Source organism: Kitasatospora sp. NPDC092039 (assembly GCF_044756065.1).
GTDB lineage: Bacteria > Actinomycetota > Actinomycetes > Streptomycetales > Streptomycetaceae > Kitasatospora.
In genome coordinates, this window is the sequence record NZ_JBIVSD010000004.1 from 1 (window position 1) to 20,568 (window position 20,568).

A 20,568-nucleotide genomic window follows, 5' to 3' on the forward strand; every position below is an offset into this window, starting at 1 on the left:
CACGGACCAGCTTCCGCCGTCCCCGCACCGTCCGATCCTTGCGGATCTCGAAGGTCATTGCACTCCCCAACTGGGATGTTGCAACGATCCCTAGAACCCAAGCCGAGGAGTGGGGGGCCGTCGGTCGGACGGTCCTACCGGGCGTCAGCGCCTGCGCACGCCCTCGGCCAGCTCCCCGGCCAGGGCCCGCACGGCGTCCAGCGCCGCGGCCTCGTCCTCGCCCGCGGCCAGGATCCGCTTCACGAACGCCGACCCCACGATCACGCCGTCCGCGAACCGGGCGACCTCCGCCGCCTGCGCCGCGTCCGACACGCCGAGCCCGACGCAGACCGGCAGGTCCGTGGTGGCCCGGGTGCGGGCGACCAGGTCCTCGGCCATCGACCCGACGGCCGACCGCGTCCCGGTCACGCCCATCACCGCGGCCGCGTACACGAACCCGCTGCCCGCCGCCGTGACCTCCGCGAGGCGCGCGTCCTTGCTGCTCGGGGCGACCACGAACACGGTGTCCAGACCGTGCTCGTCCGCCGCCTTGCGCCACTCCTCGGACTCCTCCACCGGGAGGTCCGGCAGGATGCACCCGGCCCCGCCCGCGGCCGCCAGGTCCGCCGCGAACCGCGCGACGCCGTAGCGGTCGACCGGGTTCCAGTACGTCATCACCAGCACCGCGGCCCCGGGGTGCGCCGAGGCGACCTCCTGGACGGTCCGCAGCACGTCCTTGATCCGCACACCGCCCCGCAGCGCGATGTCGTCGGCGGTCTGGATGACCGCGCCGTCCAGGACCGGGTCGGAGTGCGGCAGGCCGACCTCGACCACGTCGCAGCCGCCCTCGATCAGCGCCCCGACCGCCCGGATCCCGCCGTCCACGGTGGGGAACCCGGCCGGCAGGTAGCCGATCAGCGCGGCCCGGTCCTCGGCCTTCGCGGCCGCCAGCACACCGCTCAGCTTGGAAGTCATGGTCACTTGCCCCCCTCGGCGGTGCCGTCGCCGGAGCCCTCGCCCGAACCGCCGGTCCCCTCGTCGTACAGCCCGAAGTACTCGGCCGCGGTGTGCATGTCCTTGTCCCCGCGTCCCGACAGCGAGACCAGGACGGTCGCCTCCGGCCCGAGCTCGCGCCCCAGCTCCAGCGCCCCGGCGAGCGCGTGGGCGCTCTCGATGGCCGGGATGATCCCCTCGGTGCGGGACAGCAGCCGCAGCGCCTGCATCGCGGCGTCGTCGGTGACCGGCCGGTACTCCGCCCGCCCGGTGTCCTTCAGCCAGGCGTGCTCCGGCCCGACCCCGGGGTAGTCCAGCCCCGCCGAGATCGAGTGCGACTCGATGGTCTGGCCGTCCTCGTCCTGGAGGACGTACGTCCGGGAGCCGTGCAGCACCCCCGGGTCGCCCTTGGTGAGGGTGGCCGCGTGCTTGGGCGTCTCGGCGCCCTCGCCGGCCGCCTCGCAGCCGACCAGCCGCACCCCGGCGTCCGGGATGAACTCGTGGAAGATCCCCATCGCGTTGGAGCCGCCGCCCACGCACGCGACCACCGCGTCGGGCAGCCGCCCGGTCCGCTCCAGCACCTGCCGGCGCGCCTCGACGCCGATGATCCGGTGGAAGTCCCGGACCATCATCGGGAACGGGTGCGGCCCGGCGACGGTGCCGAACAGGTAGTGGGTGGAGTCGACGTTGGCGACCCAGTCCCGGAACGCCTCGTTGATGGCGTCCTTGAGCGTCCGGCTGCCGGACTTGACGGCCACCACCTCGGCGCCGAGCATCCGCATCCGGGCGACGTTGAGCGCCTGGCGCTCGGTGTCGACCTCGCCCATGTAGATGGTGCAGTCGAAGCCGAACAGCGCGCAGGCGGTCGCGGTGGCCACGCCGTGCTGGCCGGCACCGGTCTCGGCGATGATCCGGGTCTTGCCCATCCGCCGGGTGAGCAGCGCCTGGCCCAGCACGTTGTTGATCTTGTGCGAGCCGGTGTGGTTGAGGTCCTCGCGCTTGAGCAGGATGCGCGCGCCGCCCGCCTCCGCGGAGAAGCGGTGCACGTCGGTCAGCGGGCTCGGGCGCCCGGTGTAGTCCTTGAGCAGCCCGTCGAGCTCGGCGGCGAAGGCCGGGTCGGCCTTGGCCTTCTCGTACTCCTCGGCGACCTGCTCGACCGCGGCGACCAGCGCCTCGGGGATGAAGCGGCCGCCGTACGCGCCGAAGTAGCCGCGCGCGTCCGGCACCTGGGCACCGGGCAGGTAGTCCTTCTCGGACATGGTGGTATCCCTTGAACGGAGATGAACAACGATGACGTCCGACCGGCCGGGCTCAGCCGGGTGGCTGGGCCTCAGCCGGACGTCACGCGCCATCGCCGCCCCGGCACCTGCCCGGGCTCGCACCCGATGACGTACCGCACCCGACGCCCCAGCACCCGGCGTGCGGGCGCGCGGCAGCCGCGCGGGCGGCAACCGGGGGCGAGTCGGGCGGCGATCTTCATCGGGTGGCGTCAGTCCTTGTGCCGGACGGCGGGGTGGGCCCCGGCGGCGACCAGGTCGGCGACCGCGGCGCGCGGGTCCTTGCCGGTCACCAGGGTCTCGCCGACCAGCACCGCGTCGGCGCCCAGGTTGGCGTAGTTGATCACGTCCAGCGGGCCGCGCACGCCGGACTCGGCGATCTTGACGATGCCGTCCGGAATCGCGTGGGCGACGTTCTCGAAGGTGTTGCGGTCCACCTCGAGCGTCTTGAGGTTGCGGGCGTTGACGCCGATGATCCGGGCGCCGGCGTCCACCGCGCGCTTGATCTCCTCCTCGTCGTGCACCTCCACCAGCGGGGTGAGGCCGATCGACTCGGCGCGCTCGATCAGCGACACCAGGGCCGGCTGGTCGAGGGCCGCGACGATCAGCAGCGCGAGGTCGGCGCCGTGCGCACGGGCCTCCCACAGCTGGTAGGCGGTGACGATGAAGTCCTTGCGCAGCAGCGGGGTGTCCACCGCGGCGCGGACGGCGTCCAGGTCGGCCAGCGACCCGCCGAAGCGGCGCTGCTCGGTCAGCACGCTGATCGCGGCGGCACCGCCGGCCGCGTAGTCGACCGCCAGGGCGGCCGGATCGGCGATCGAGGCCAGGGCGCCCTTGGACGGGCTGGAGCGCTTCACCTCGCAGATCACCCGGACCCCGTCGCCCTTGAGGGCGGTGACGCCGTCCTTGGCCTCCGGAGCCTTGGCGGCGAGCTCCTTGAGCTCGTCCAGGGAGACCCGGGCCTGCCGCTCGGCGAGGTCCTCGCGGACCCCTTCGATGATCGAGTCGAGCACACTCACTCAGGAGCCCCCATCTTTTCTGCCAGTTGGTCGGCGCGAGTCGGCGGGCGACAGCCCACCGGCTCTTCGATGGTATCGGCACCCGGGGGCGGGGAGCGCATCGGTTCGAACCCCGTCCTCCCGACCGGACGTCCGCCCCGGTGCGCCCCAGCTGCGGCTTCGTCGGCGCCGCAGCGGTTTTCGGACGGTCTTCGCACCGGTTTTCGGACGGTCCCGGGGCCGCCCGGACGCGGCCGGTGGCCGGGAAGCGCGGTTCGGCAGGCCGGGACGCACGGTCCGGCGGCCGGAAAGACGGGTCCGGCGGCCGGAATGACGGGTCCGGCGCCGGAGAAGCGGGTTCAACGGCCGGCAGAGCGGCCCGGACCGGCCGTCCCGCGGCCGGATCAGACCAGCGGCGGCGCGAGCCCCGCCCCGATCGACGAGTTGCGCACCACGGTGAACACCAGCACCAGCAAGGCGATCAGCGCCCAGCGCCGGCCCCCGACGGTGATCCTGGGCGGCGCCCCGCCGGTCAGCGCGGCCCAGCCCCAGCGCAGCCAGAGCACCGCCAGCACGCCGAACAGCAGGACGGCGACGGCGTTGTCGTGCAGGGCCCCGGTGAGGTCCCCGTGGGTCAGCGCGTGGACGCAGCGAATCCCCCCGCAGCCGGGACACCACCAGCCGGTGGCGGTCAGGAACGGGCACTCCGGGTAGTGCCCGGGGGTGTTCGGGTCCACCACGGCGACGTACGCGGCGGGGACGGCCACCGCCGCCAGCGCGGTCAGCGGCGGCCTCAGCCGGCGCAGCACGGGCGGCGGGGCGGAGGCGGTGGAGGCGGAGGTCACGCCCCGATTCTGCCCGGATCGGGCCCGGACACGACGGAACGGCGGGCGTGGCGCGCCCGCCGTTCCGATGTACGACAAACGTGTGGTGCGACGATCCGTCGTCAGGCGGCGACGGCGGCGGCCTCACGGGCCGCGGTCTGCTCCTCGACCGACTTGTAGACGTTGGTGCTGGCCTGCTTGCCCATGCCCGCCAGGGACATGGCCTTGCCGACCACACCGCCGGCCAGGACGACCGCCAGGCCGACCCAGACGAGCAGCACCGACGGCAGGATCATCGCGACGCCCGCGACACCGAAACCGACGAAGGAGATGACGACGCCGGTCCAGGCGGCGGGGGTGTGGCCGTGTGCTGCTGCTGCCATCTGAATGGTGCTCCTTGGCTCTCGGGGCCCGGCCGGGCCTGCGGGGCCGCCGGCGGGTTGACGGGTTCCATTGTGCCGGGCCACACATCGGGGGCCCAAAGCGGGTGGCGGGTCTATCGCGTCACATGCGCGCGGCTCACGCGTCGCGTGCGCGCGGCTCACACCGCGGTGGGGTCCTCGCCGCGGTCCAGCGCCTTCCACAGGTCACCCGGGGTGTCGGCCTTCGCCGGGGTCCTGCGGGTCGGCGCCTCGTAGCGGCTGCCCATGGCCGGCCAGCCCCGGCCGTAGCGCAGGGTGAGCAGTCCGGCCAGGGCGAGCAGCGCCCCGCCGACCAGCGCCACCCAGGGCCAGCCGGTGTGCGAGACCTCGGTGGCCGCCGAGCCGGTCAGCGCCAGCTTGCGGGCGGCCTCGGCGTCCAGCGCGGCGGTGTCGCCCGCCCCGGCCACCGAGGCGGCGGCCGCGCCGAGCCCGGCCAGCAGGGTCAGCGCGCCGACGGCGAGCCGGCCGGCGCCGCGCACCGCGAACACCGCGACCGCCGCGGCGAGGCCCACCAGGGCCAGGCCGCCGGGCAGTTCGGAGATCCTGCCGCCGGTGACGGAGACGTCCAGGGTGCCGGCCCGGCCCTCGGCCCAGGTCCGCCCGACCGCGGTCAGCACCAGCACGGCGCTCAGCACGGTCAGCAGCAGCATCACGCCGAGGGTGCGGCGGCTGGGGGTGGCGGGGGCGGGGGTCTGCTCAGCGGTCACCCGTCCACTATCCCCCGGCCGACGCCGGGCGCCGTACCCGGGGTGGGGCGGGTCGCGTCGCGGGGGCGGTCGGGGGGTGAGCGCGGGGCCGATCAGGGGGCGGGTCGCGGGGTGGGGAACTCGTCCGTGCGCAGCACCACCGTGCGGCCGGCGAGCGGCAGGAAGAGGTCGTTGCCGAACGGCACCCGTTCGGCCTCCCGGTACACCCCCTCCGGGGACGGCGCGGTGTGCACGGTGCAGACCGCCGCGGCCGGATCGACCACCACGTACAGCGGGACGCCGCTGCACGCGTACGCCCTCGCCGCCTCCGCCAGGCCCGGCCGGGCCAGCTCCAGCACCGCCTCGACCCCGGCCGCCACGAACCGGCCCCGCCCGCCCCGGACCGCGTCCGGGGCGAGCACGGCCAGGTCCGGGGCGAGCACCGCCGGGGCGTCGGCCGAGGAGTCGGCCGGGAAGTCGATCGCCACCCCGGACAGCACCCGCCCGTGGCCCGCCGGCTGCTCGCCGAGCTGGCCGACCGCGCCGAGCACGACCGCCCAGCGCAGCTCGTCGTACGGCACCTCGGCCGTCTCGGGGACGTCGGGCACGTCGGGGACCTCGGGCATCCCGGCCGCCTCCTCGCGCCTCAGGACAGTTCCGGCCTCCGCAGCGTATTGGCGGTGGCGACGGCCCGCAGCACGGCGGCCGCCTTGTTGCGGCACTCGGTGTCCTCGCCGTGCGGGTCGGAGTCGGCGACCACACCCGCGCCGGCCTGCACGTAGGCGGTGCCGTCGCGCAGCACCGCGGTGCGGATCGCGATCGCGGTGTCCGAGTCCCCGGCGAAGTCCAGGTAGCCGACGCAGCCGCCGTACAGGCCGCGCCGGGTGGGCTCCAGCTCCTCGATGATCCGCATCGCCCGGGGCTTGGGGGCGCCGGAGAGGGTGCCGGCCGGGAAGCAGGCGGTCAGCACGTCGAAGGCGGTCCGCCCGGGCGCGACCTTGCCGGTCACCGTCGACACGATGTGCATCACGTGGCTGTAGCGCTCGATCTGCATGAAGTCCACTACCTCGACGCTGCCCGGCTCGCAGACCCGGCCGAGGTCGTTGCGGCCCAGGTCCACCAGCATCAGGTGCTCGGCCCGCTCCTTGGGGTCGGCGAGCAGCTCGGCGGCCAGCTCCGCGTCCTCGTGCGGGGTGGCGCCGCGGTGCCGGGTGCCGGCGATTGGGTGCAGCATCGCCTCGCCCCCGGTCACCTTGACCAGCGCCTCCGGGCTGGAGCCGACCACGTCGAAGCCGCCCTCGGCGCCGCCGTCCGGCCCGGGGAAGCGGAACAGGTACATGTACGGGCTGGGGTTGGTGGTGCGCAGCACCCGGTAGACGTCCAGCGCGGAGGCCGGACAGGGCGCCTCGAAGCGCTGCGAGGGCACCACCTGGAAGGCCTCGCCGGCCCGGATCCGCTCCTTGATCTCCTCCACCGCGGCCCGGTACGGCTCGCCGCCGAACGGCGAGTGCACCTCGCCGGGGCCGGCCGGGGTGAAGGTGGCCAGGCCCGGGTCGACCGGCTTGGACAGCTCGGCCTCCATCGCGTCCAGCCGGGCAACCGCGTCCGCCCAGGCCTCGTCCACGCCGGTGGCGAGGTCGTTGTGGTTGACGGCGTTGGCGATCAGCAGCACCGTGCCGTCGACGTGGTCGAGCACGGCGAGGTCGGTGGCGAGCAGCATGGTCAGCTCGGGCAGGCCCAGGTCGTCCGGGTTGAGGTCGGGCAGCTTCTCCAGCCGGCGGACGATGTCGTAGCCGAGGTAGCCGACCAGGCCGCCGGTGAGCGGGGGCAGGCCGTCGTCCTCCTGCCGCGGGGTGTGCAGCGCCTGCAGGGCGGCGCGCAGCACCTCCAGCGGGTCGCCGGTGGTGGGGATGCCGACCGGCGGGGTGCCGAGCCAGCGGGCCCCGCCGTCCGGGCCTACGGTGAGCGCGGCGGCGCTGCGCACCCCGACGAAGGAGTAGCGCGACCAGCTGCGGCCCTGCTCGGCGGATTCCAGCAGGAAGGTGCCGGGCCGCTCCTCGGCGAGGCTGCGGTAGAGGCCGATCGGGGTGAGGCCGTCCGCGAGGAGCCTGCGGGTGACCGGGATGACCCGGGTGTCGACGGCGAGCTTGCGGAAGGCTTCGAGATCCATGACGGGCGGCACCTTCTGGAGTTGTGGACGGGGTGGGATCAGGACAGCGGGAGCACGTCGGCGTCGAAGCAGGTGCGGTCACCGGTGTGGCAGGCCGCGCCGCTCTGGTCGACCTTGACCAGCAGGGTGTCGCCGTCGCAGTCCAGGGCCACCGACTTGACCGCCTGGACGTGGCCCGAGGTGTCGCCCTTCACCCAGTACTCACGGCGGCTGCGGCTCCAGTAGGTGCAGCGGCCCGTGGTGAGGGTGCGGTGCAACGCCTCGTCGTCCATCCACCCGAGCATCAGCACCTCGCCGGTGTCGTACTGCTGGGCGATGGCCGGGAGCAGCCCGTCCTCGGTGCGCTTGAGCCGCGCGGCGATCTCGGGCGCGAGGGCGGTGCTGCCAGGGGTGGCGGGTGTCGTGGACATGGGCCCCATTGTGTCAGCCCGCTCCACCACCCCGGCGGGGCGGCACCGCCCCGTACCGGGCGCCACCGGGGTCCTTACGGGTGCAGCTGCCCGGTGAGCTTGGGGGCGCCCTGCTTGTTGCCGGCGGTCAGGGTGCAGGTGTAGTCGCGCCAGCCCTGCTGGTAGTTGGCCATCGCCGGGCCGAACTGACGGCCGTAGTAGGTCCTTCCGTCCCCCTGGCGGGCCTTGGCGGCGGCTTCGGCCTCCTTGCAGCCGTCCCGCATGGCGAGGGCGAGCGGGATGTCGCCGGTGATGCCGTCGGCCAGCTTGAGGTCGGCGATCACCTCACCGTCGTGGTCGCCGGCGCAGGGGCGCTCCTCCGGCTTGGTGATCACCGGGCTCAGCTGCGGGTGGTCGAAGCAGGCGCCGACCGGGAAGAAGGCGTACGGCGGCTGCGGCGTGGGCGTCGGGGTGGGTGTCGGCGTCGGGGTGACCGTTGCCGTGGGGGTGGGCGGCGGCGAGGCGGCGGGCTTCTCGTCGTCCGGCCACAGCACCGCGGTGGCCACCACCGCGAGCAGGACGACCAGCACGGCGGCAACGGTGAGGACCAGGCCCCGGGACGGGCTGGACCCGCCTGCGGGCGGCGGCTGCTCGGAGGTCATGGCCACGAGGATGGCCCACCCGACCCCCACCTGACAGCCGCTTCGCCGAACTCGCCCCCAACGGGCGGCCACCCGGACGTGGAGCGGCGCCACCGGGCACGTGCCGAGAAGAACAGAAGCTGTTCAGATGGACGGGATTTCAGTGCGGGTTCTCGGCATTCCGAGAACCCGCACCGCAGTCGGCCCTGCCATGGACCACGGGAGACGGCCGCCGTAGCGCTGCGGGTCAGGCCGCGCGGTCGGAGGCCGGGCGGCGCAGCCGGCGGCGGACCGCCCACACCGCCGCGGCGAGGACGAAGCCGTAGACGGACACCAGTCCGTGGCCGTTCTCCTGGGCGAGCCACATCGCGAGGCCCAGGGCGGGGACGCCGGCCGCCAGGGCGATCTCCTTGGGGAGGCGGGTGCGGGTGAGGAGGGCGAGGGCGAGGGAGGCGCCGAGGAAGTAGGTGGCGCCGGAGCTGCCGGCGAAGTTGCGCGGGTCGGTGCTGGGGCCGCCGCCGAAGCCGAGCAGGGTGTCGATGCGGCCGGGCAGCAGGATGCCGGCGAGGAAGAAGCCGAGGGTGAGCGGGCCGCCCCAGTACCACTGGGCCAGCGCGGCGACGGCGGCGAGGCTGACGAGGTTCCACAGGCCGCCGAAGAGGCCGCCGTTCTGCATGAACACCGAGGTGAACTCGCGCCACCAGCCGGACTTCGACGGGTCGCCGTCGAGGGCGTCCATCGCACCGGACCAGACGAGCTGGAGCAGCACGCCGCCGACGGCCAGCGCGGTCAGGGCGATCGCCGCCCACGGCAGCGGCCGTCCGCGCAGGGTGTCGCGACCCACCACGCCGAGCCCGCAGTTGACCATCATGACCATCAGCGCGGCCGTGGTCACGTTGAAGACGATCGCCTCCACGTCTGGCCCCTCCCCCCGGTTCCGGTGCTGCTTCCAACACCGTTCGAAAACTTGCTGGCGCAAAGCTAGCACAACTTTCGAACGGCGTTTGAAAACGCGGTACGGTGAATCCATGAAGCTCACCAAGGACCGCATCGTCGACGCGGGCATGGCCGTCTTCGCCGAGGTCGGTTACCAGAACCTGTCCATGCGCCAGGTCGCCGAGCGCCTCAACGCCCGCGCGGGCAGCCTCTACTACCACGTACGCGGCAAGGACGAGCTGCTCGCCCTGATGGCCGACCGGGTCTGCCGCCGGGCGTACGACGCCGGCACCGAGGCCCTGGACGCCCTCCCGGCCACCGCCACCTGGCAGGACCGCATCCGGACCCAGGCCACCGCCCTGCGGCTGAGCATCAAGCAGCACCCCGGCGGCGCCCAACTCCTCGCCGAGAGCCCCGGCATGCTCAGCACCGGCGCCCTCTCCCTGATGGAACGCCTGCTGCGCACCCTCCTCGACGCCGGTCTGCCCGCCGACCACTGCGGCGTCGCCGCCGACACCCTGCTCAGCCACGTCACCGGCTTCGTCCTCCAGGAGCAGAACCAGCCGGCGGCGCCGCCGGCCGTCACCGCCGAGCGCTACGCCGAACTGCGCGAACGGTTCCCCCTGGTCATGGGCCCGTTGATGCCCCGCCTGAGCCAGGACGAGAAGTTCGCACGAAGCGTCCACCTGCTCTGCGCCGGCTTCGCCGCCGCCTTCGGCGGGTGCGGGACCGAGCCCCTAGGCTGACGTCATGTCGAACCACGCCCTCGCCGAACGCCACCGGCTCGCCCGACTCCTTACCGCCGCCGGGCCGGACGCCCCCACGCTCTGCGCCGGTTGGACCACCCGGGACCTCGCCGCCCACCTGGTGGTCCGTGAGCGCCGCCCCGACGCGGCGGCCGGGATCCGGGTCGGGGCGCTGGCCGGGTGGACGCGGCGGGTGCAGGACGGGTACGCGGAGCGGCCGTACGAGGAGCTGGTGCGGCTGTTCCGGGCCGGGCCGCCGGTCTACTCCCCGTTCGCCCTGCCCGGCGCCGACGAGGCGGCGAACACCGTCGAGTACTTCGTCCACGCCGAGGACGTCCTGCGCGCGGCCGACGACTGGACCGCGCAGCCCGTTCCGCCCGGCCGGGCCGAGGCCCTCTGGCGCCGTCTCCCGCTCATCGCCCGGCTGGAGGCCGGCCGGCGCTCACCCGTCCGGCTGGCCCTCACCCACCCCGACGGCCGTTCCCTCACCGTCGGCCCCACGGGCGCCGCCACCGTCCGCCTCACCGGCGAGCCCGCCGAGCTCGTCCTGTTCGCCTACGGCCGCGGGGAACGGACCACCCTCACCGTCGACGGCGCCCCGGACGCCGTCGAGGCCCTGCGCCACGTCCTGCCGCTGCCCTCGGAGTAATAAACAATTTGAATATGAAGAGAGCTATTACCTCACTCTTCTCCAACGAGGGCGGCGAGGCAGAATACGCGAAGCGCGCCCGAGAGTCAAAGATTTCCGTACCGCGCCCCACCATCCGACCGAGTCCCGAGCTCGCGCCGATCTCATGTCATAGCAGGGTGCCAAGATCAGCAGATGACGAACAGCGGAGCGGGAGACGACTCCCGGGATAACACCCGAATCGGATTTTTCTGGGACGGACGCCTTGAGGAGTGGCTGGATACCGCCACAGGTCCAGGCGTTTCGAAGCACGCCAGGTACGGTGCGCAGCCTGACTACGAGCCACCCAGTGGAGTCCATGACTGGTCCTTCCCCACCGACCAATTACGGAACGAGTACCTGGAATCCGCGCTGTCCCGCTCCGAAGATTCCGTGCTCCGACTCCTACGCACGTTCCTCTTCGAGAACGCGGCGTTCGACGCGGACTTCCGGCTGCTCGACACCGTCCTGGGCGGAAAGGACGATAATACATCCGCAGATATTCCTCACGAATATGCGCGCAGGTTGCACCGATGGCTGGGCCGGAAGACCAGGCCGCATCCTGGCGTCCGTTGGTGTCTTGACCTACTGCCGTTTGCGCCCAAGGCTGCAATCGACGTGATCCATGGCTATCTGACGGCGCACTTCTGGATGCTCCCCGACGGGAGGATCGACGGCCTGAGCGACGCCATGGCGGTCATTCGGGCGCGGTGGTTGGATCCTGACACCCACGGACGGGATGCACTCTTCACCCTCAGTCCCAGGGAGTTGGAATATCTGACCGCCGCGCTGTACGAAGCCATGGGATACCGGGCAACCCTCACCCCACACCAAAGGGACGGCGGCCGTGACGTCGAGGCCGTGAAGGAGAGGCCCGGACAACGTGAAGTGGTGCTGGTCGAATGCAAGGCCCACTCCGCTCCCGTCGGCGTGGAGATCGCCCGCTCTCTGCTTGGCGTGGTGTCGACCGAGCGCGCGAACAAGGGCGCCCTGGTCACCTGCGGACGGTTCACCAGAGGGGCCATGACGCTTGCCGCTGGCGAGCCACGGCTGGAATTGATTACCGGCAGTGATTTCTCCGCGCTCCTCAGCTCCCACTTCGGCACATTTTGGTACCTTCGGCGCGAGTCCGTCATCGCGCGGTACCAGCGCCACGCCAATGCGAGGAATTCAGCCTGAGGCCGAGTCCATGGGACGACGACCTTGAGCAAACGTTGCTCCAGCAAGCTGACAGTACCCGGAGTCAGAGGGTCATCACGGCGAGCGTGCCGCTCGGCCGCCCGCCGAGCGGGCAACGGCTCTCCGGCTGCGGATGTCGGTGCCCGGGTGCAGACTCGCAGGTGGCCGGGAGGGGGCGTGCGCGCGCCCGACGGAACCGTCCCGGCCACTCTCCGTCGAAGGGCCACCGGCATGATCACCACCGACTTCCCCATCGGCTCGCCCTGCTGGATCGACCTGGGCAGCCCGGACATCCCCGCCAGCGCCGCGTTCTACGACCAGGTGTTCGGCTGGACCTTCCAGGAGGTCCCGGGGACCGGCGGCTACGGGTTCGTCCAGCTGAACGGCAGGACCGTCGGCGCGATCGGTTCGCTCAACGAGGGGGACCCGTCCACCTGGACGACGTACTTCCGCAGCGCGGACGCGGACGCCACCGCCAACGCCGTCCAGCAGGCCGGCGGCAAGGTCCTGGTCGAGCCCATGGACGTCATGCAGGAGGGCCGGCTGGCCCAGTTCTCGGACCCGCAGGGCGCCCGGTTCGCGATCTGGCAGTCCGGCAACACCAAGGGGCTGGACCTCGTCTCCGACGAGGGCGCGCTGGTCTGGGCCGAGCTGCACACCTCCGACCAGGACAGCGCCTTCACCTTCTACCGGCAGCTGTTCGGCTGGCGGGTGGAGAACTTCGAGCCGTCGCCGGGCATGAACTACCGGGTGGTCTCCACCGCCGAGGGCGACCAGCAGGCCACCGGCTTCGGCGGCATCGCCCCGACCATGTCCCCCGAGCAGCCGCCCGCCTGGACGCCCTACTTCGCCACCGAGGACGTCGACGGGGTGATCGCCAGGGCGACGGCGGCCGGCGGCACGGTGCTGATGCCGGCCTCGGACGTGGAGAACGTCGGGCGCCTCGCCTGGCTGGCGGACCCGAACGGCGCCCCCTTCGCCCTGATCAAGGGCGAGCCCCGGGAGTCCTGAGCACACGACGAGGGCCCGCTGCACACCGGTGCGACGGGCCCTCCCACGTACAGGACGTCCGGACGGAACGTACGGACCGGAACTACGGACCGGTCACCGCACCGGGTGCCCGGCCTCCCGCAGCGCGCCCTTGACCTCGCCGATCCGCAGGTCCCCGAAGTGGAACACGCTGGCGGCCAGCACCGCGTCCGCGCCCGCGTCGACGGCCGGCGCGAAGTCCGCGAGCCTGCCCGCCCCGCCGGAGGCGATCACCGGCACCGACACGGCCTCGCGCACGGCCCGGATCATGTCCAGGTCGTAGCCGTCCTTGGTGCCGTCCGCGTCCATCGAGTTGAGCAGGATCTCGCCCGCCCCCAACTCGGCGGCCCGGGCCGCCCATTCGACGGCGTCGAGCCCGGTGCCCCGGCGCCCGCCGTGGGTGGTGACCTCGAAGCCGGACGCGGTCTCGACACCCGCGGGGCAGCGCCGGGCGTCCACCGACAGCACCAGCACCTGCCGCCCGAACCGCTCGGCGATCTCCCGGACCAGCTCCGGCCGGGCGATCGCCGCGGTGTTGACGCCGACCTTGTCGGCGCCGGCCCGCAGCAGCTTGTCGACGTCCTCGACGGCGCGGATGCCGCCGCCCACCGTCAGCGGGATGAAGACCTGCTCGGCGGTGCGGCGGACCACGTCGTAGGTGGTCTCCCGGTCGCCGGAGGAGGCGGTGATGTCGAGGAAGGTCAGCTCGTCGGCGCCCTCGGCGTCGTAGAGCTTGGCCATCTCGACCGGGTCGCCGGCGTCGCGCAGGTTCTGGAAGTTGACGCCCTTGACCACCCGCCCGGCGTCCACGTCGAGGCAGGGGATGACACGTACTGCGAGGGTCACGGCTGTTCGCCTTCCAGGGGTCCCTGGGCTTCCAGGGTCTTTGCCAGCCCGGATCGGTACGCGTCGAGTTCGATCTCGACCATCATCCGGGAGTCGATCAGTCCCTCGACCACCACCATGGTGGCCACCGGGCGTGCGGCGTCGAAGAGTTCGCGGTGGGCGCGGCCCACCTCCTCGGCGTCGCGGACGTGGGTGATGTACATCCGGGTGCGGACCACGTCGTCGGTGGTCAGACCGTACGCGGCCAGGGCCTTGAGCCCGACGCCGAACGCGGCGAGGGTCTGCCGGTACGGGTCGCCCTCGTGCTCGATCCGGCCGTCCACCCAGGCGGTGGAGCCGGCCACGTGCACGTGGTCGCCCGCGGCGACCGCCCGGGAGTAGCCGAACTCGTCCTCCCAGGGGGAGAAGCCACCGACCCTGCCGCGTACGATCCGACCGTCCGTCATCCTGAAACCGCCTCCAGGGCCTCTTCGAGGGTGAACTTCTGCTCGTAGAGTGCCTTGCCCACGATGGCGCCCTCGACACCCTCGCCGACCAGCGTGGCGATGGCGCGCAGGTCGTCGAGCGAGGAGACGCCGCCGGAGGCGACCACGGGCCGGTCCGTCGCGGCGCAGACGTCGCGCAGCAGCTGGAGGTTGGGGCCGGTCAGGGTGCCGTCCCGGTTGACGTCGGTGACGACGTAGCGGGCGCAGCCCTCCCGGTTGAGGCGCTCCAGCACGTCGAAGAGCTGGCCGCCGTCGCGGGTCCAGCCGCGGCCGCGCAGGGTGGTGCCGACGACGTCGAGGCCGACGGCGATCCGGTCGCCGTGCTCGGCGATGGCCTTGGCGACCCACTCGGGGGCCTCCAGGGCGGCGGTGCCGAGGTTGACCCGGGTGCAGCCGGTGGCGAGCGCGCGGGCGAGCGACTCGTCGTCGCGGATGCCGCCGGACAGCTCGACCTTGACGTCCAGCTGTCCGGTGACCTCGCGCAGCAGCTCGTAGTTGGAGCCGGTGCCGAAGGCGGCGTCCAGGTCGACCAGGTGCAGCCACTCGGCGCCGGCGTTCTGCCAGGCGAGGGCGGCGGCCAGCGGCTCGCCGAAGGAGGTCTCGGTGCCGGAGGCGCCCTTGACCAGGCGGACGGCCTGACCGTCCCGGACGTCGACGGCGGGCAGCAGTTCGAGGCTCATCAGATCAACTCTCAGACGGTCAGAGGGTGTCGACCCAGTTGGTCAACAGGGCGGCGCCGGCGTCGCCGGACTTCTCGGGGTGGAACTGGGTGGCCCACAGCGGGCCGTTCTCGACGGCCGCGACGAACGGCTGCCCGTGGGTGGCCCAGGTGACCAGCGGCGGGTTGATCCGCGCGCTGTGGGTCTCCAGCTCCCAGTGCCGCACCCCGTAGGAGTGCACGAAGTAGAAGCGGGTCTCCGGGTCGAGGCCGGCGAACATCCGGGTGCCCTCGGGCGCGTCCACGGTGTTCCAGCCCATGTGCGGGACGACGGGGGCGTCCAGCGGCTCCACGGTGCCCGGCCACTCGTCGCAGCCGGCCGTCTCCACGCCGTGCTCGACCCCCCTCTCGAAGAGGATCTGCATGCCGACGCAGATGCCCATGACCGGCCGGCCCCCGGCGAGCCGGCGGCCGATGATCCAGTCGCCCCGGACGGACTTGAGCCCGCGCATGCAGGCCTCGAAGGCGCCCACGCCGGGGACGAGCAGGCCGTCCGCGGCCATCGCGGTGTCGTAGTCGGAGCTGACCGTGACGTCCGCTCCGGTCCGCTCCAGGGCGCGCTGCGCCGAGCGGAGGTTGCCGGAGCCGTAGTCGAGGACGACGACGTTCTTGCCCATGTTCAGGTGTCCAGTCTCTATGCGGCGGGCGGCGGGTCTACAGGCGCATGAGGCCGGAGGCCAGGCACATCACGGAGCCGAAGGCGAGCACCAGGATGACGCTCTTCGAGTGCTTCTGCTTCCAGAAGGAGATGACTCCGCCGGCCAGGAAGAGGCCGACGAAGATGAGGATCATCGCGGTGTTGCTCACAGCGCACCCTTGGTCGACGGGAGGATTCCGGCCGCGCGCGGGTCGCGCTCGGCGGCGTAGCGCAGCGCCCGGGCCAGCGCCTTGAACTGGCACTCCACGATGTGGTGCGCGTTGCGCCCGTACGGCACGTGGACGTGCAGCGCGATCTGCGCCTGGGCCACGAAGGACTCCAGGATGTGCCGGGTCATCGTGGTGTCGTACGAGCCGATCATCGGCGCGATGCCCTCGGGCTCGGTGTGCACCAGGTACGGCCGGCCGGAGAGGTCCACGGTGACCTGGGCGAGCGACTCGTCCAGCGGCACCGTGCAGTTGCCGAAGCGGTAGATGCCCACCTTGTCGCCGAGGGCCTGCTTGAAGGCGGCGCCGAGCGCGAGGGCGGTGTCCTCGATGGTGTGGTGGGTGTCGATGTGCAGGTCGCCGTCGGTCTTGACGGTGAGGTCGAACAGGCCGTGCCGGCCGAGCTGGTCGAGCATGTGGTCGTAGAAGCCGACGCCCGTGGAGATGTCGGTCCGCCCGGTGCCGTCGAGGTCTATCTCGACCAGGACCGAGGTCTCCTTGGTGGTGCGCTCGACGCGTCCGATGCGGGACATGGGGGTCACAGCTCCTTGCTGACTCTGCGGACGGCGTCCAGGAAGGCGTCGTTCTCGGCGGGCGTGCCGGCGGTGACGCGCAGCCACCCGGGGACGCCGTTGTCGCGGACCAGGACGCCCTGGTCGAGGATGGCCCGCCACACCGCGTGGGTGTCGGCGAAGCGGCCGAACTGGACGAAGTTGGCGTCCGAGTCGGTGACCTCCAGGCCCATCCCCCGCAGCGCGTCGACCAGCCGGTCGCGCTCCTCCTTGAGCCGCCCGACGTACCCGAGCAGGGTGTCGGTGTGCTCCAGGCAGGCCAGCGCGGTGGCCTGGGTGACGGCCGACAGGTGGTACGGCAGGCGCACCAGCTGCACCGCGTCCACCACGGCCGGGTCGGCGGCGAGGTAGCCCAGGCGCAGCCCGGCCGCGCCGAAGGCCTTGGACATGGTGCGGCTGACCACCAGGTTGGGCCGGCCCTCGATCAGCGGCAGCAGCGAGGCGCGGTGCGAGAACTCGACGTACGCCTCGTCCACCACCACCAGGCTGGGCCGGGCGGCCTGCGCGGCCTCGTACAGCCGCAGCACGGTGTCGGCGTCCACGGCGGTGCCGGTCGGGTTGTTGGGCGAGCAGACGAAGACCACGTTCGGCCGGTGCCGCGCGATGGCGGCGACGGCGGCGTCCACGTCGATGGTGAAGTCGTCGTTGCGCGGGCCGGAGATCCAGGCGGTGCCGGTGCCCCGGGAGATCAGCGCGTGCATCGAGTACGAGGGCTCGAAGCCGAGCGCGCTGCGGCCGGGGCCGCCGAAGGTCTGCAGCAGCTGCTGGAGCACCTCGTTGGAGCCGTTGGCCGCCCACACCTGCGCGCGCCGGACCGGGAAGCCGGTGGTCCTCCCGAGGTACGCGGCGAGGCCCTCGCGCAGCTCGACCGCGTCCCGGTCGGGGTAGCGGTTCAGCCCGCGGGCGGCCTCGGCGACGCGCTCGGCGATCCGGGCCACCAGCTCCTCGGGCAGCGGGTACGGGTTCTCGTTGGTGTTCAGCTGGACGGGCACGTCCAGCTGCGGCGCGCCGTACGGGGACTGGCCGCGCAGCTCGTCCCGGACGGGGAGGTCGTCGATGCGGGTCGCGGGCGTTCCGGTCGCCGGAGCGGCACCCGTCGGGGCCGCCGGTGTCGGAGGAGGCACAGGAGTCCCAGAGGTCTCAGGAGTCACGAGCCCGGCACCGTCCAGTCGAAGCGGGCCTTGATCGCGTCCCCGTGCCCCGGCAGGTCCTCCGCGTTCGCCAGGGTGACGACGTGCGCGGCGACGCCCGCCAGCGCGTCCCGGTCGTACTCGACGACCTGGACGCCGCGCAGGAAGGTCTGCACCGACAGCCCGGAGGAGTGGCAGGCGCAGCCGCCCGTCGGCAGCACGTGGTTGGAGCCGGCCGCGTAGTCGCCCAGCGAGACCGGGGTCCAGCGGCCGATGAAGACCGCGCCGGCGTTGACGACCTTCGCCGCCACCGCGTGCGGGTCGCAGGTCTGGATCTCCAGGTGCTCGGCCGCGTAGGCGTTGACCACGGCGAGGCCCTGCTCCAGGTCGTCGACCAGGATGATGCCGGACTGCCGGCCGCCCAGCGCCTCGGCCACCCGCTCGCCGTGCTTGGTCCTCGCGACCTGCTCGGCCAGCTCGGCCTCGACCGCGTCGGCCAGCGCCGGGGAGTCGGTGACCAGCACGGAGCCGGAGGTCGGGCCGTGCTCGGCCTGGCTGATCAGGTCCGCGGCGACGTCGGACGGCAGGGCGCTGTCGTCGGCGAGGACGGCGATCTCGGTCGGACCGGCCTCGGAGTCGATGCCGATCCGGCCGGCGAAGTAGCGCTTGGCGGCGGCCACGTAGATGTTGCCGGGGCCGGTCACCATGTCGACCGGCTCGCACTCCTCGGTGCCGAGGGCGAACATCGCGACCGCCTGGGCGCCGCCGACGGAGTAGACCTCGTCCACGCCGAGCAGCGCGCAGGCCGCCAGGATGGTCGGGTGGACCCGGCCCCCGAACTCCTTCTGCGGCGGCGAGGAGACCGCGATGCCCCGGACGCCCGCTTCCTGGGCCGGCACCACGTTCATCACCACGGAGGACGGGTAGACCGCCAGCCCGCCCGGCACGTACAGGCCGACCCGCTCGACCGGCACCCAGCGCTGGGTGACCGTGCCGCCCGGCACCACCTGGGTGGTGTGCCCGGTGCGGCGCTGGTCCGCGTGCACGGCGCGGGCCCGGCGGATCGACTCCTCCAGGGCGGCGCGGACCTTCGGGTCCAGCGTCTCCAACGCCGCGGTCAGCTGCTCGGCCGGGACCCGGGTCGACTCCAGCCGGACGCCGTCGAAGCGCTCGGTGATCTCGATCAGCGCCGCGACCCCGCGATGGCGTACGTCCTCGGCGATCGGCCGCACCTTCTCCAGGGCGGCCGCCACGTCGAACTCGGCACGGGGCAGCAGGTCACGCGGGTCGTCCAGCGAGCCGCGGAGGTCGATTCGAGAGATCACGCCACCCAGTGTAAGGAGTGGCCGGAACCGCTGGCCCCGCATTTCAGTCCGTGATACGAAAGGCGAGACGACCGGGGGGACGGGGGAAACCATGGCGGAGCGCGCTCCGGAGGGCTGGAACGGGGTCGAGCAGAGGCTCTGGGAGGCCTACCGCCAGGGTGACGTCCTGGACCTGCGGACGGGCCGGCCGGAGGACGACGACGCCTTCGGCGACGCCGTCTGGGGCCCCGAGCGGACCGTCCGCGCCGAGGTGCTCGCCCACCTGCTGCTGGCCGGCCCGGAACCCGCGCCCGGCAAGGTCGCCTCGCTGCGGCTCAGCGGCGTGCGGGTGACCGGCGCGCTCAAGCTGGCCGGCGCCACCATCGACCGCTACGTCGAGGTCCACGACTGCCGCTTCGACCAGAAGGTCCTGGTCTCCGAGGCCGCGGCCTCGACGCTGCGCTTCGTGGGCTGCCTGATCCCCCGGCTGGAGGCCTCCCGGCTCTCCACCACCGGCGACCTCCACCTGGCCCGCTGCCGCGTCCCCGACGGCATCCGGCTCACCGACGCCAAGATCGGCACCGACCTGCTGCTCAACCAGACGGTGGTCGGCGGCGACCGCTACGCCCGCGCCGTGTCCGCCGACGGGATCACCGTCAACCAGGACTTCGAGGCCGAACGCCTGGAGACGGAAGGCGAGTTGAGCATCCGGACGGCCCGGATAGGCGGTCGGCTCTCGCTGCGCGGCGCCCAGCTGCGCGCCGTCCCGGAGAAGAACCGCGTCTGCTTCAACGCCGTCCGCGTCATCGTCGGCCACACCCTCTACCTGACCGGCTCCGCCGACATCGGCTGGACCGGCTCCCGCGGCTACTACGGCTCCGGCTACGGCCGGCTCCCGCCGCCCGACGGCCCCGTCACCCCGTTCCGGGCCTTCGGCCGGGTCCGGCTGTCCGACTCCCGCTTCGAGGCCGCCTGCCTGATCTCCGGCGAATTCCACCTGGAGGGTGACGACGAGCTCGCGCTGAGCCGCATCCAGACCCCCGAGCTGCGCTTCTCCTGCAAGTTCCGCCCCACCGGCACGGTCTCGCTCTCCCGCGCCCGGGTCGGCAACCTGGTCGACGACCCGGACGCCTGGCCGCTCGGCGGGCACCTGCGGCTCACCGGCTTCGTCTACGAGAACCTGCGCCCGTTCAGGCCCTTCACCGTCCAGCAGCGGATCGCCTGGCTGGAGGGCTCCTCGGTGGACTTCCAGCCGGAGTCCTACGAGCAGCTCGCCGCCGCCCTGCGCCGCGACGGCGCCGACGACGACGCCCGCGAGGTGCTCTACGCCAAGCAGCGCCGGCGCCGGCGCACCCTGCCGCTGCCGGCCCGGGTCTGGGGCGCGGTCCAGGACGCCACCGTCGGCTACGGCTACCGGCCCGGCCGGGCGGGCCTGTGGCTGCTGCTCGCCTGGATCCTCGGCAGCCTCTGGTTCGCCACCCACCCGCTGCAGCCGCTCAAGGCCGACGAGCGCCCGCACTGGAACCCGGTGCTGTACACCCTCAACCAGCTGCTGCCGATCGTGGACCTCAACCAGGGCGGCTGGAACCCCGGCGGCCTCACCCAGTGGATCTCCGCCGGGCTGGTCGTGATCGGCTGGCTGCTCGCCTCCACAGTCGTCGCCGGCGCCACGCGGATGCTGCAGCGCGGATAGCGTCGATCGTCGCGGGCGGG

General features: G+C 72.9%; 25 protein-coding genes. 5 read left to right on the forward strand and 20 right to left on the reverse strand.

The features are described from left to right. Positions 1 to 144 precede the first annotated feature (144 nt). The 12 genes from trpA to ACIQI7_RS09620 form a co-directional block, all read right to left on the reverse strand. Positions 145 to 954: a tryptophan synthase subunit alpha gene (gene trpA, locus ACIQI7_RS09565; RefSeq protein ID WP_401106932.1), complete on the reverse strand. Its 810-nt coding sequence runs from the start codon at positions 952 to 954 to the stop codon at positions 145 to 147. 2 nt (positions 955 to 956) lie between these two features. Continuing rightward, a complete protein-coding gene (trpB, locus tag ACIQI7_RS09570) occupies positions 957 to 2,231 on the reverse strand; it encodes a tryptophan synthase subunit beta (protein WP_401106935.1) in 1,275 nt (424 codons plus the stop codon). Positions 2,232 to 2,302: 71 nt separating this feature from the next. Beyond that, complete coding sequence (trpM, locus tag ACIQI7_RS09575; RefSeq protein ID WP_188296911.1) at positions 2,303 to 2,452, reverse strand: tryptophan biosynthesis modulator TrpM; 150 nt, start codon at positions 2,450 to 2,452, stop codon at positions 2,303 to 2,305. Between the two features lie 9 nt (positions 2,453 to 2,461). Next, positions 2,462 to 3,268, reverse strand: a complete 807-nt coding sequence (trpC, locus tag ACIQI7_RS09580; RefSeq protein ID WP_387749075.1) for an indole-3-glycerol phosphate synthase TrpC — start codon at positions 3,266 to 3,268, stop codon at positions 2,462 to 2,464. 383 nt (positions 3,269 to 3,651) lie between these two features. Further along, positions 3,652 to 4,092, reverse strand: a complete 441-nt coding sequence (locus ACIQI7_RS09585) for a DUF2752 domain-containing protein (RefSeq protein ID WP_387749072.1) — start codon at positions 4,090 to 4,092, stop codon at positions 3,652 to 3,654. Between the two features lie 101 nt (positions 4,093 to 4,193). Continuing rightward, positions 4,194 to 4,454: an HGxxPAAW family protein gene (locus ACIQI7_RS09590; protein ID WP_387749069.1), complete on the reverse strand. Its 261-nt coding sequence runs from the start codon at positions 4,452 to 4,454 to the stop codon at positions 4,194 to 4,196. Positions 4,455 to 4,612: 158 nt separating this feature from the next. Then, positions 4,613 to 5,200: a TIGR02234 family membrane protein gene (locus tag ACIQI7_RS09595; RefSeq protein ID WP_401106939.1), complete on the reverse strand. Its 588-nt coding sequence runs from the start codon at positions 5,198 to 5,200 to the stop codon at positions 4,613 to 4,615. 92 nt (positions 5,201 to 5,292) lie between these two features. Continuing rightward, entirely contained in the window at positions 5,293 to 5,805 is a 513-nt protein-coding gene (locus ACIQI7_RS09600) for a Uma2 family endonuclease (protein WP_401106942.1), read from the reverse strand. Positions 5,806 to 5,825: 20 nt separating this feature from the next. Beyond that, positions 5,826 to 7,349, reverse strand: a complete 1,524-nt coding sequence (locus ACIQI7_RS09605; RefSeq protein WP_401106945.1) for an anthranilate synthase component I — start codon at positions 7,347 to 7,349, stop codon at positions 5,826 to 5,828. A gap of 38 nt (positions 7,350 to 7,387) precedes the next feature. After that, positions 7,388 to 7,759, reverse strand: coding sequence for a phosphoribosyl-AMP cyclohydrolase (gene hisI, locus ACIQI7_RS09610; protein WP_387749058.1), 372 nt, complete (start codon positions 7,757 to 7,759; stop codon positions 7,388 to 7,390). A gap of 74 nt (positions 7,760 to 7,833) precedes the next feature. Continuing rightward, positions 7,834 to 8,400 carry a hypothetical protein gene (locus ACIQI7_RS09615; RefSeq protein WP_401106948.1) on the reverse strand — a complete coding sequence of 189 codons (567 nt, stop codon included), beginning with the start codon at positions 8,398 to 8,400 and terminating at the stop codon, positions 7,834 to 7,836. Between the two features lie 226 nt (positions 8,401 to 8,626). Next, positions 8,627 to 9,295, reverse strand: coding sequence for a hypothetical protein (locus ACIQI7_RS09620; RefSeq protein WP_401106951.1), 669 nt, complete (start codon positions 9,293 to 9,295; stop codon positions 8,627 to 8,629). 112 nt (positions 9,296 to 9,407) lie between these two features. On the opposite strand from ACIQI7_RS09620, the gene ACIQI7_RS09625 reads away from it, so the two are divergent. The 4 genes from ACIQI7_RS09625 (at position 9,408) to ACIQI7_RS09640 (ending at position 12,918) form a co-directional block, all read left to right on the forward strand. Then, entirely contained in the window at positions 9,408 to 10,061 is a 654-nt protein-coding gene (locus ACIQI7_RS09625; RefSeq protein ID WP_401106954.1) for a TetR/AcrR family transcriptional regulator, read from the forward strand. A 4-nt stretch (positions 10,062 to 10,065) separates the two neighbouring features. Then, complete coding sequence (locus ACIQI7_RS09630) at positions 10,066 to 10,710, forward strand: TIGR03085 family metal-binding protein (RefSeq protein WP_401106956.1); 645 nt, start codon at positions 10,066 to 10,068, stop codon at positions 10,708 to 10,710. 174 nt (positions 10,711 to 10,884) lie between these two features. Continuing rightward, complete coding sequence (locus ACIQI7_RS09635) at positions 10,885 to 11,907, forward strand: restriction endonuclease (RefSeq protein ID WP_401106957.1); 1,023 nt, start codon at positions 10,885 to 10,887, stop codon at positions 11,905 to 11,907. 231 nt (positions 11,908 to 12,138) lie between these two features. Further along, positions 12,139 to 12,918 (forward strand): VOC family protein, encoded by a 780-nt coding sequence (locus tag ACIQI7_RS09640; RefSeq protein WP_401106960.1) that lies wholly within the window; start codon positions 12,139 to 12,141, stop codon positions 12,916 to 12,918. A 93-nt stretch (positions 12,919 to 13,011) separates the two neighbouring features. Here ACIQI7_RS09640 and hisF read toward each other — a convergent pair whose 3' ends face one another. The 8 genes from hisF to hisD all read right to left on the reverse strand — a co-directional run bounded on the left by hisF (position 13,012) and on the right by hisD (position 18,876). Beyond that, positions 13,012 to 13,782, reverse strand: coding sequence for an imidazole glycerol phosphate synthase subunit HisF (gene hisF / locus ACIQI7_RS09645; protein ID WP_401106962.1), 771 nt, complete (start codon positions 13,780 to 13,782; stop codon positions 13,012 to 13,014). Beyond that, on the reverse strand, positions 13,779 to 14,228 hold the full coding sequence (locus tag ACIQI7_RS09650; protein ID WP_387749040.1) for a RidA family protein: 450 nt from the start codon (positions 14,226 to 14,228) through the stop codon (positions 13,779 to 13,781). Before ACIQI7_RS09650 ends, hisF begins: the two co-directional genes overlap by 4 nt. Then, complete coding sequence (gene priA / locus ACIQI7_RS09655) at positions 14,225 to 14,950, reverse strand: bifunctional 1-(5-phosphoribosyl)-5-((5-phosphoribosylamino)methylideneamino)imidazole-4-carboxamide isomerase/phosphoribosylanthranilate isomerase PriA (RefSeq protein ID WP_387749303.1); 726 nt, start codon at positions 14,948 to 14,950, stop codon at positions 14,225 to 14,227. Before priA ends, ACIQI7_RS09650 begins: the two co-directional genes overlap by 4 nt. Before the next feature lie 16 nt (positions 14,951 to 14,966). Beyond that, entirely contained in the window at positions 14,967 to 15,602 is a 636-nt protein-coding gene (gene hisH / locus ACIQI7_RS09660; protein ID WP_401106965.1) for an imidazole glycerol phosphate synthase subunit HisH, read from the reverse strand. A gap of 37 nt (positions 15,603 to 15,639) precedes the next feature. Then, on the reverse strand, positions 15,640 to 15,792 hold the full coding sequence (locus ACIQI7_RS09665; RefSeq protein WP_359828256.1) for a hypothetical protein: 153 nt from the start codon (positions 15,790 to 15,792) through the stop codon (positions 15,640 to 15,642). Continuing rightward, positions 15,789 to 16,382, reverse strand: a complete 594-nt coding sequence (gene hisB, locus ACIQI7_RS09670; protein ID WP_049650368.1) for an imidazoleglycerol-phosphate dehydratase HisB — start codon at positions 16,380 to 16,382, stop codon at positions 15,789 to 15,791. Before hisB ends, ACIQI7_RS09665 begins: the two co-directional genes overlap by 4 nt. 5 nt (positions 16,383 to 16,387) lie before the next feature. Then, a complete protein-coding gene (locus tag ACIQI7_RS09675; RefSeq protein ID WP_401107989.1) occupies positions 16,388 to 17,479 on the reverse strand; it encodes a histidinol-phosphate transaminase in 1,092 nt (363 codons plus the stop codon). 89 nt (positions 17,480 to 17,568) lie between these two features. Then, a complete protein-coding gene (gene hisD / locus ACIQI7_RS09680) occupies positions 17,569 to 18,876 on the reverse strand; it encodes a histidinol dehydrogenase (RefSeq protein WP_401106968.1) in 1,308 nt (435 codons plus the stop codon). 91 nt (positions 18,877 to 18,967) lie between these two features. On the opposite strand from hisD, the gene ACIQI7_RS09685 reads away from it, so the two are divergent. Further along, entirely contained in the window at positions 18,968 to 20,548 is a 1,581-nt protein-coding gene (locus ACIQI7_RS09685) for an oxidoreductase (RefSeq protein ID WP_401106971.1), read from the forward strand. The last annotated feature ends 20 nt before the right edge of the window (positions 20,549 to 20,568 follow it).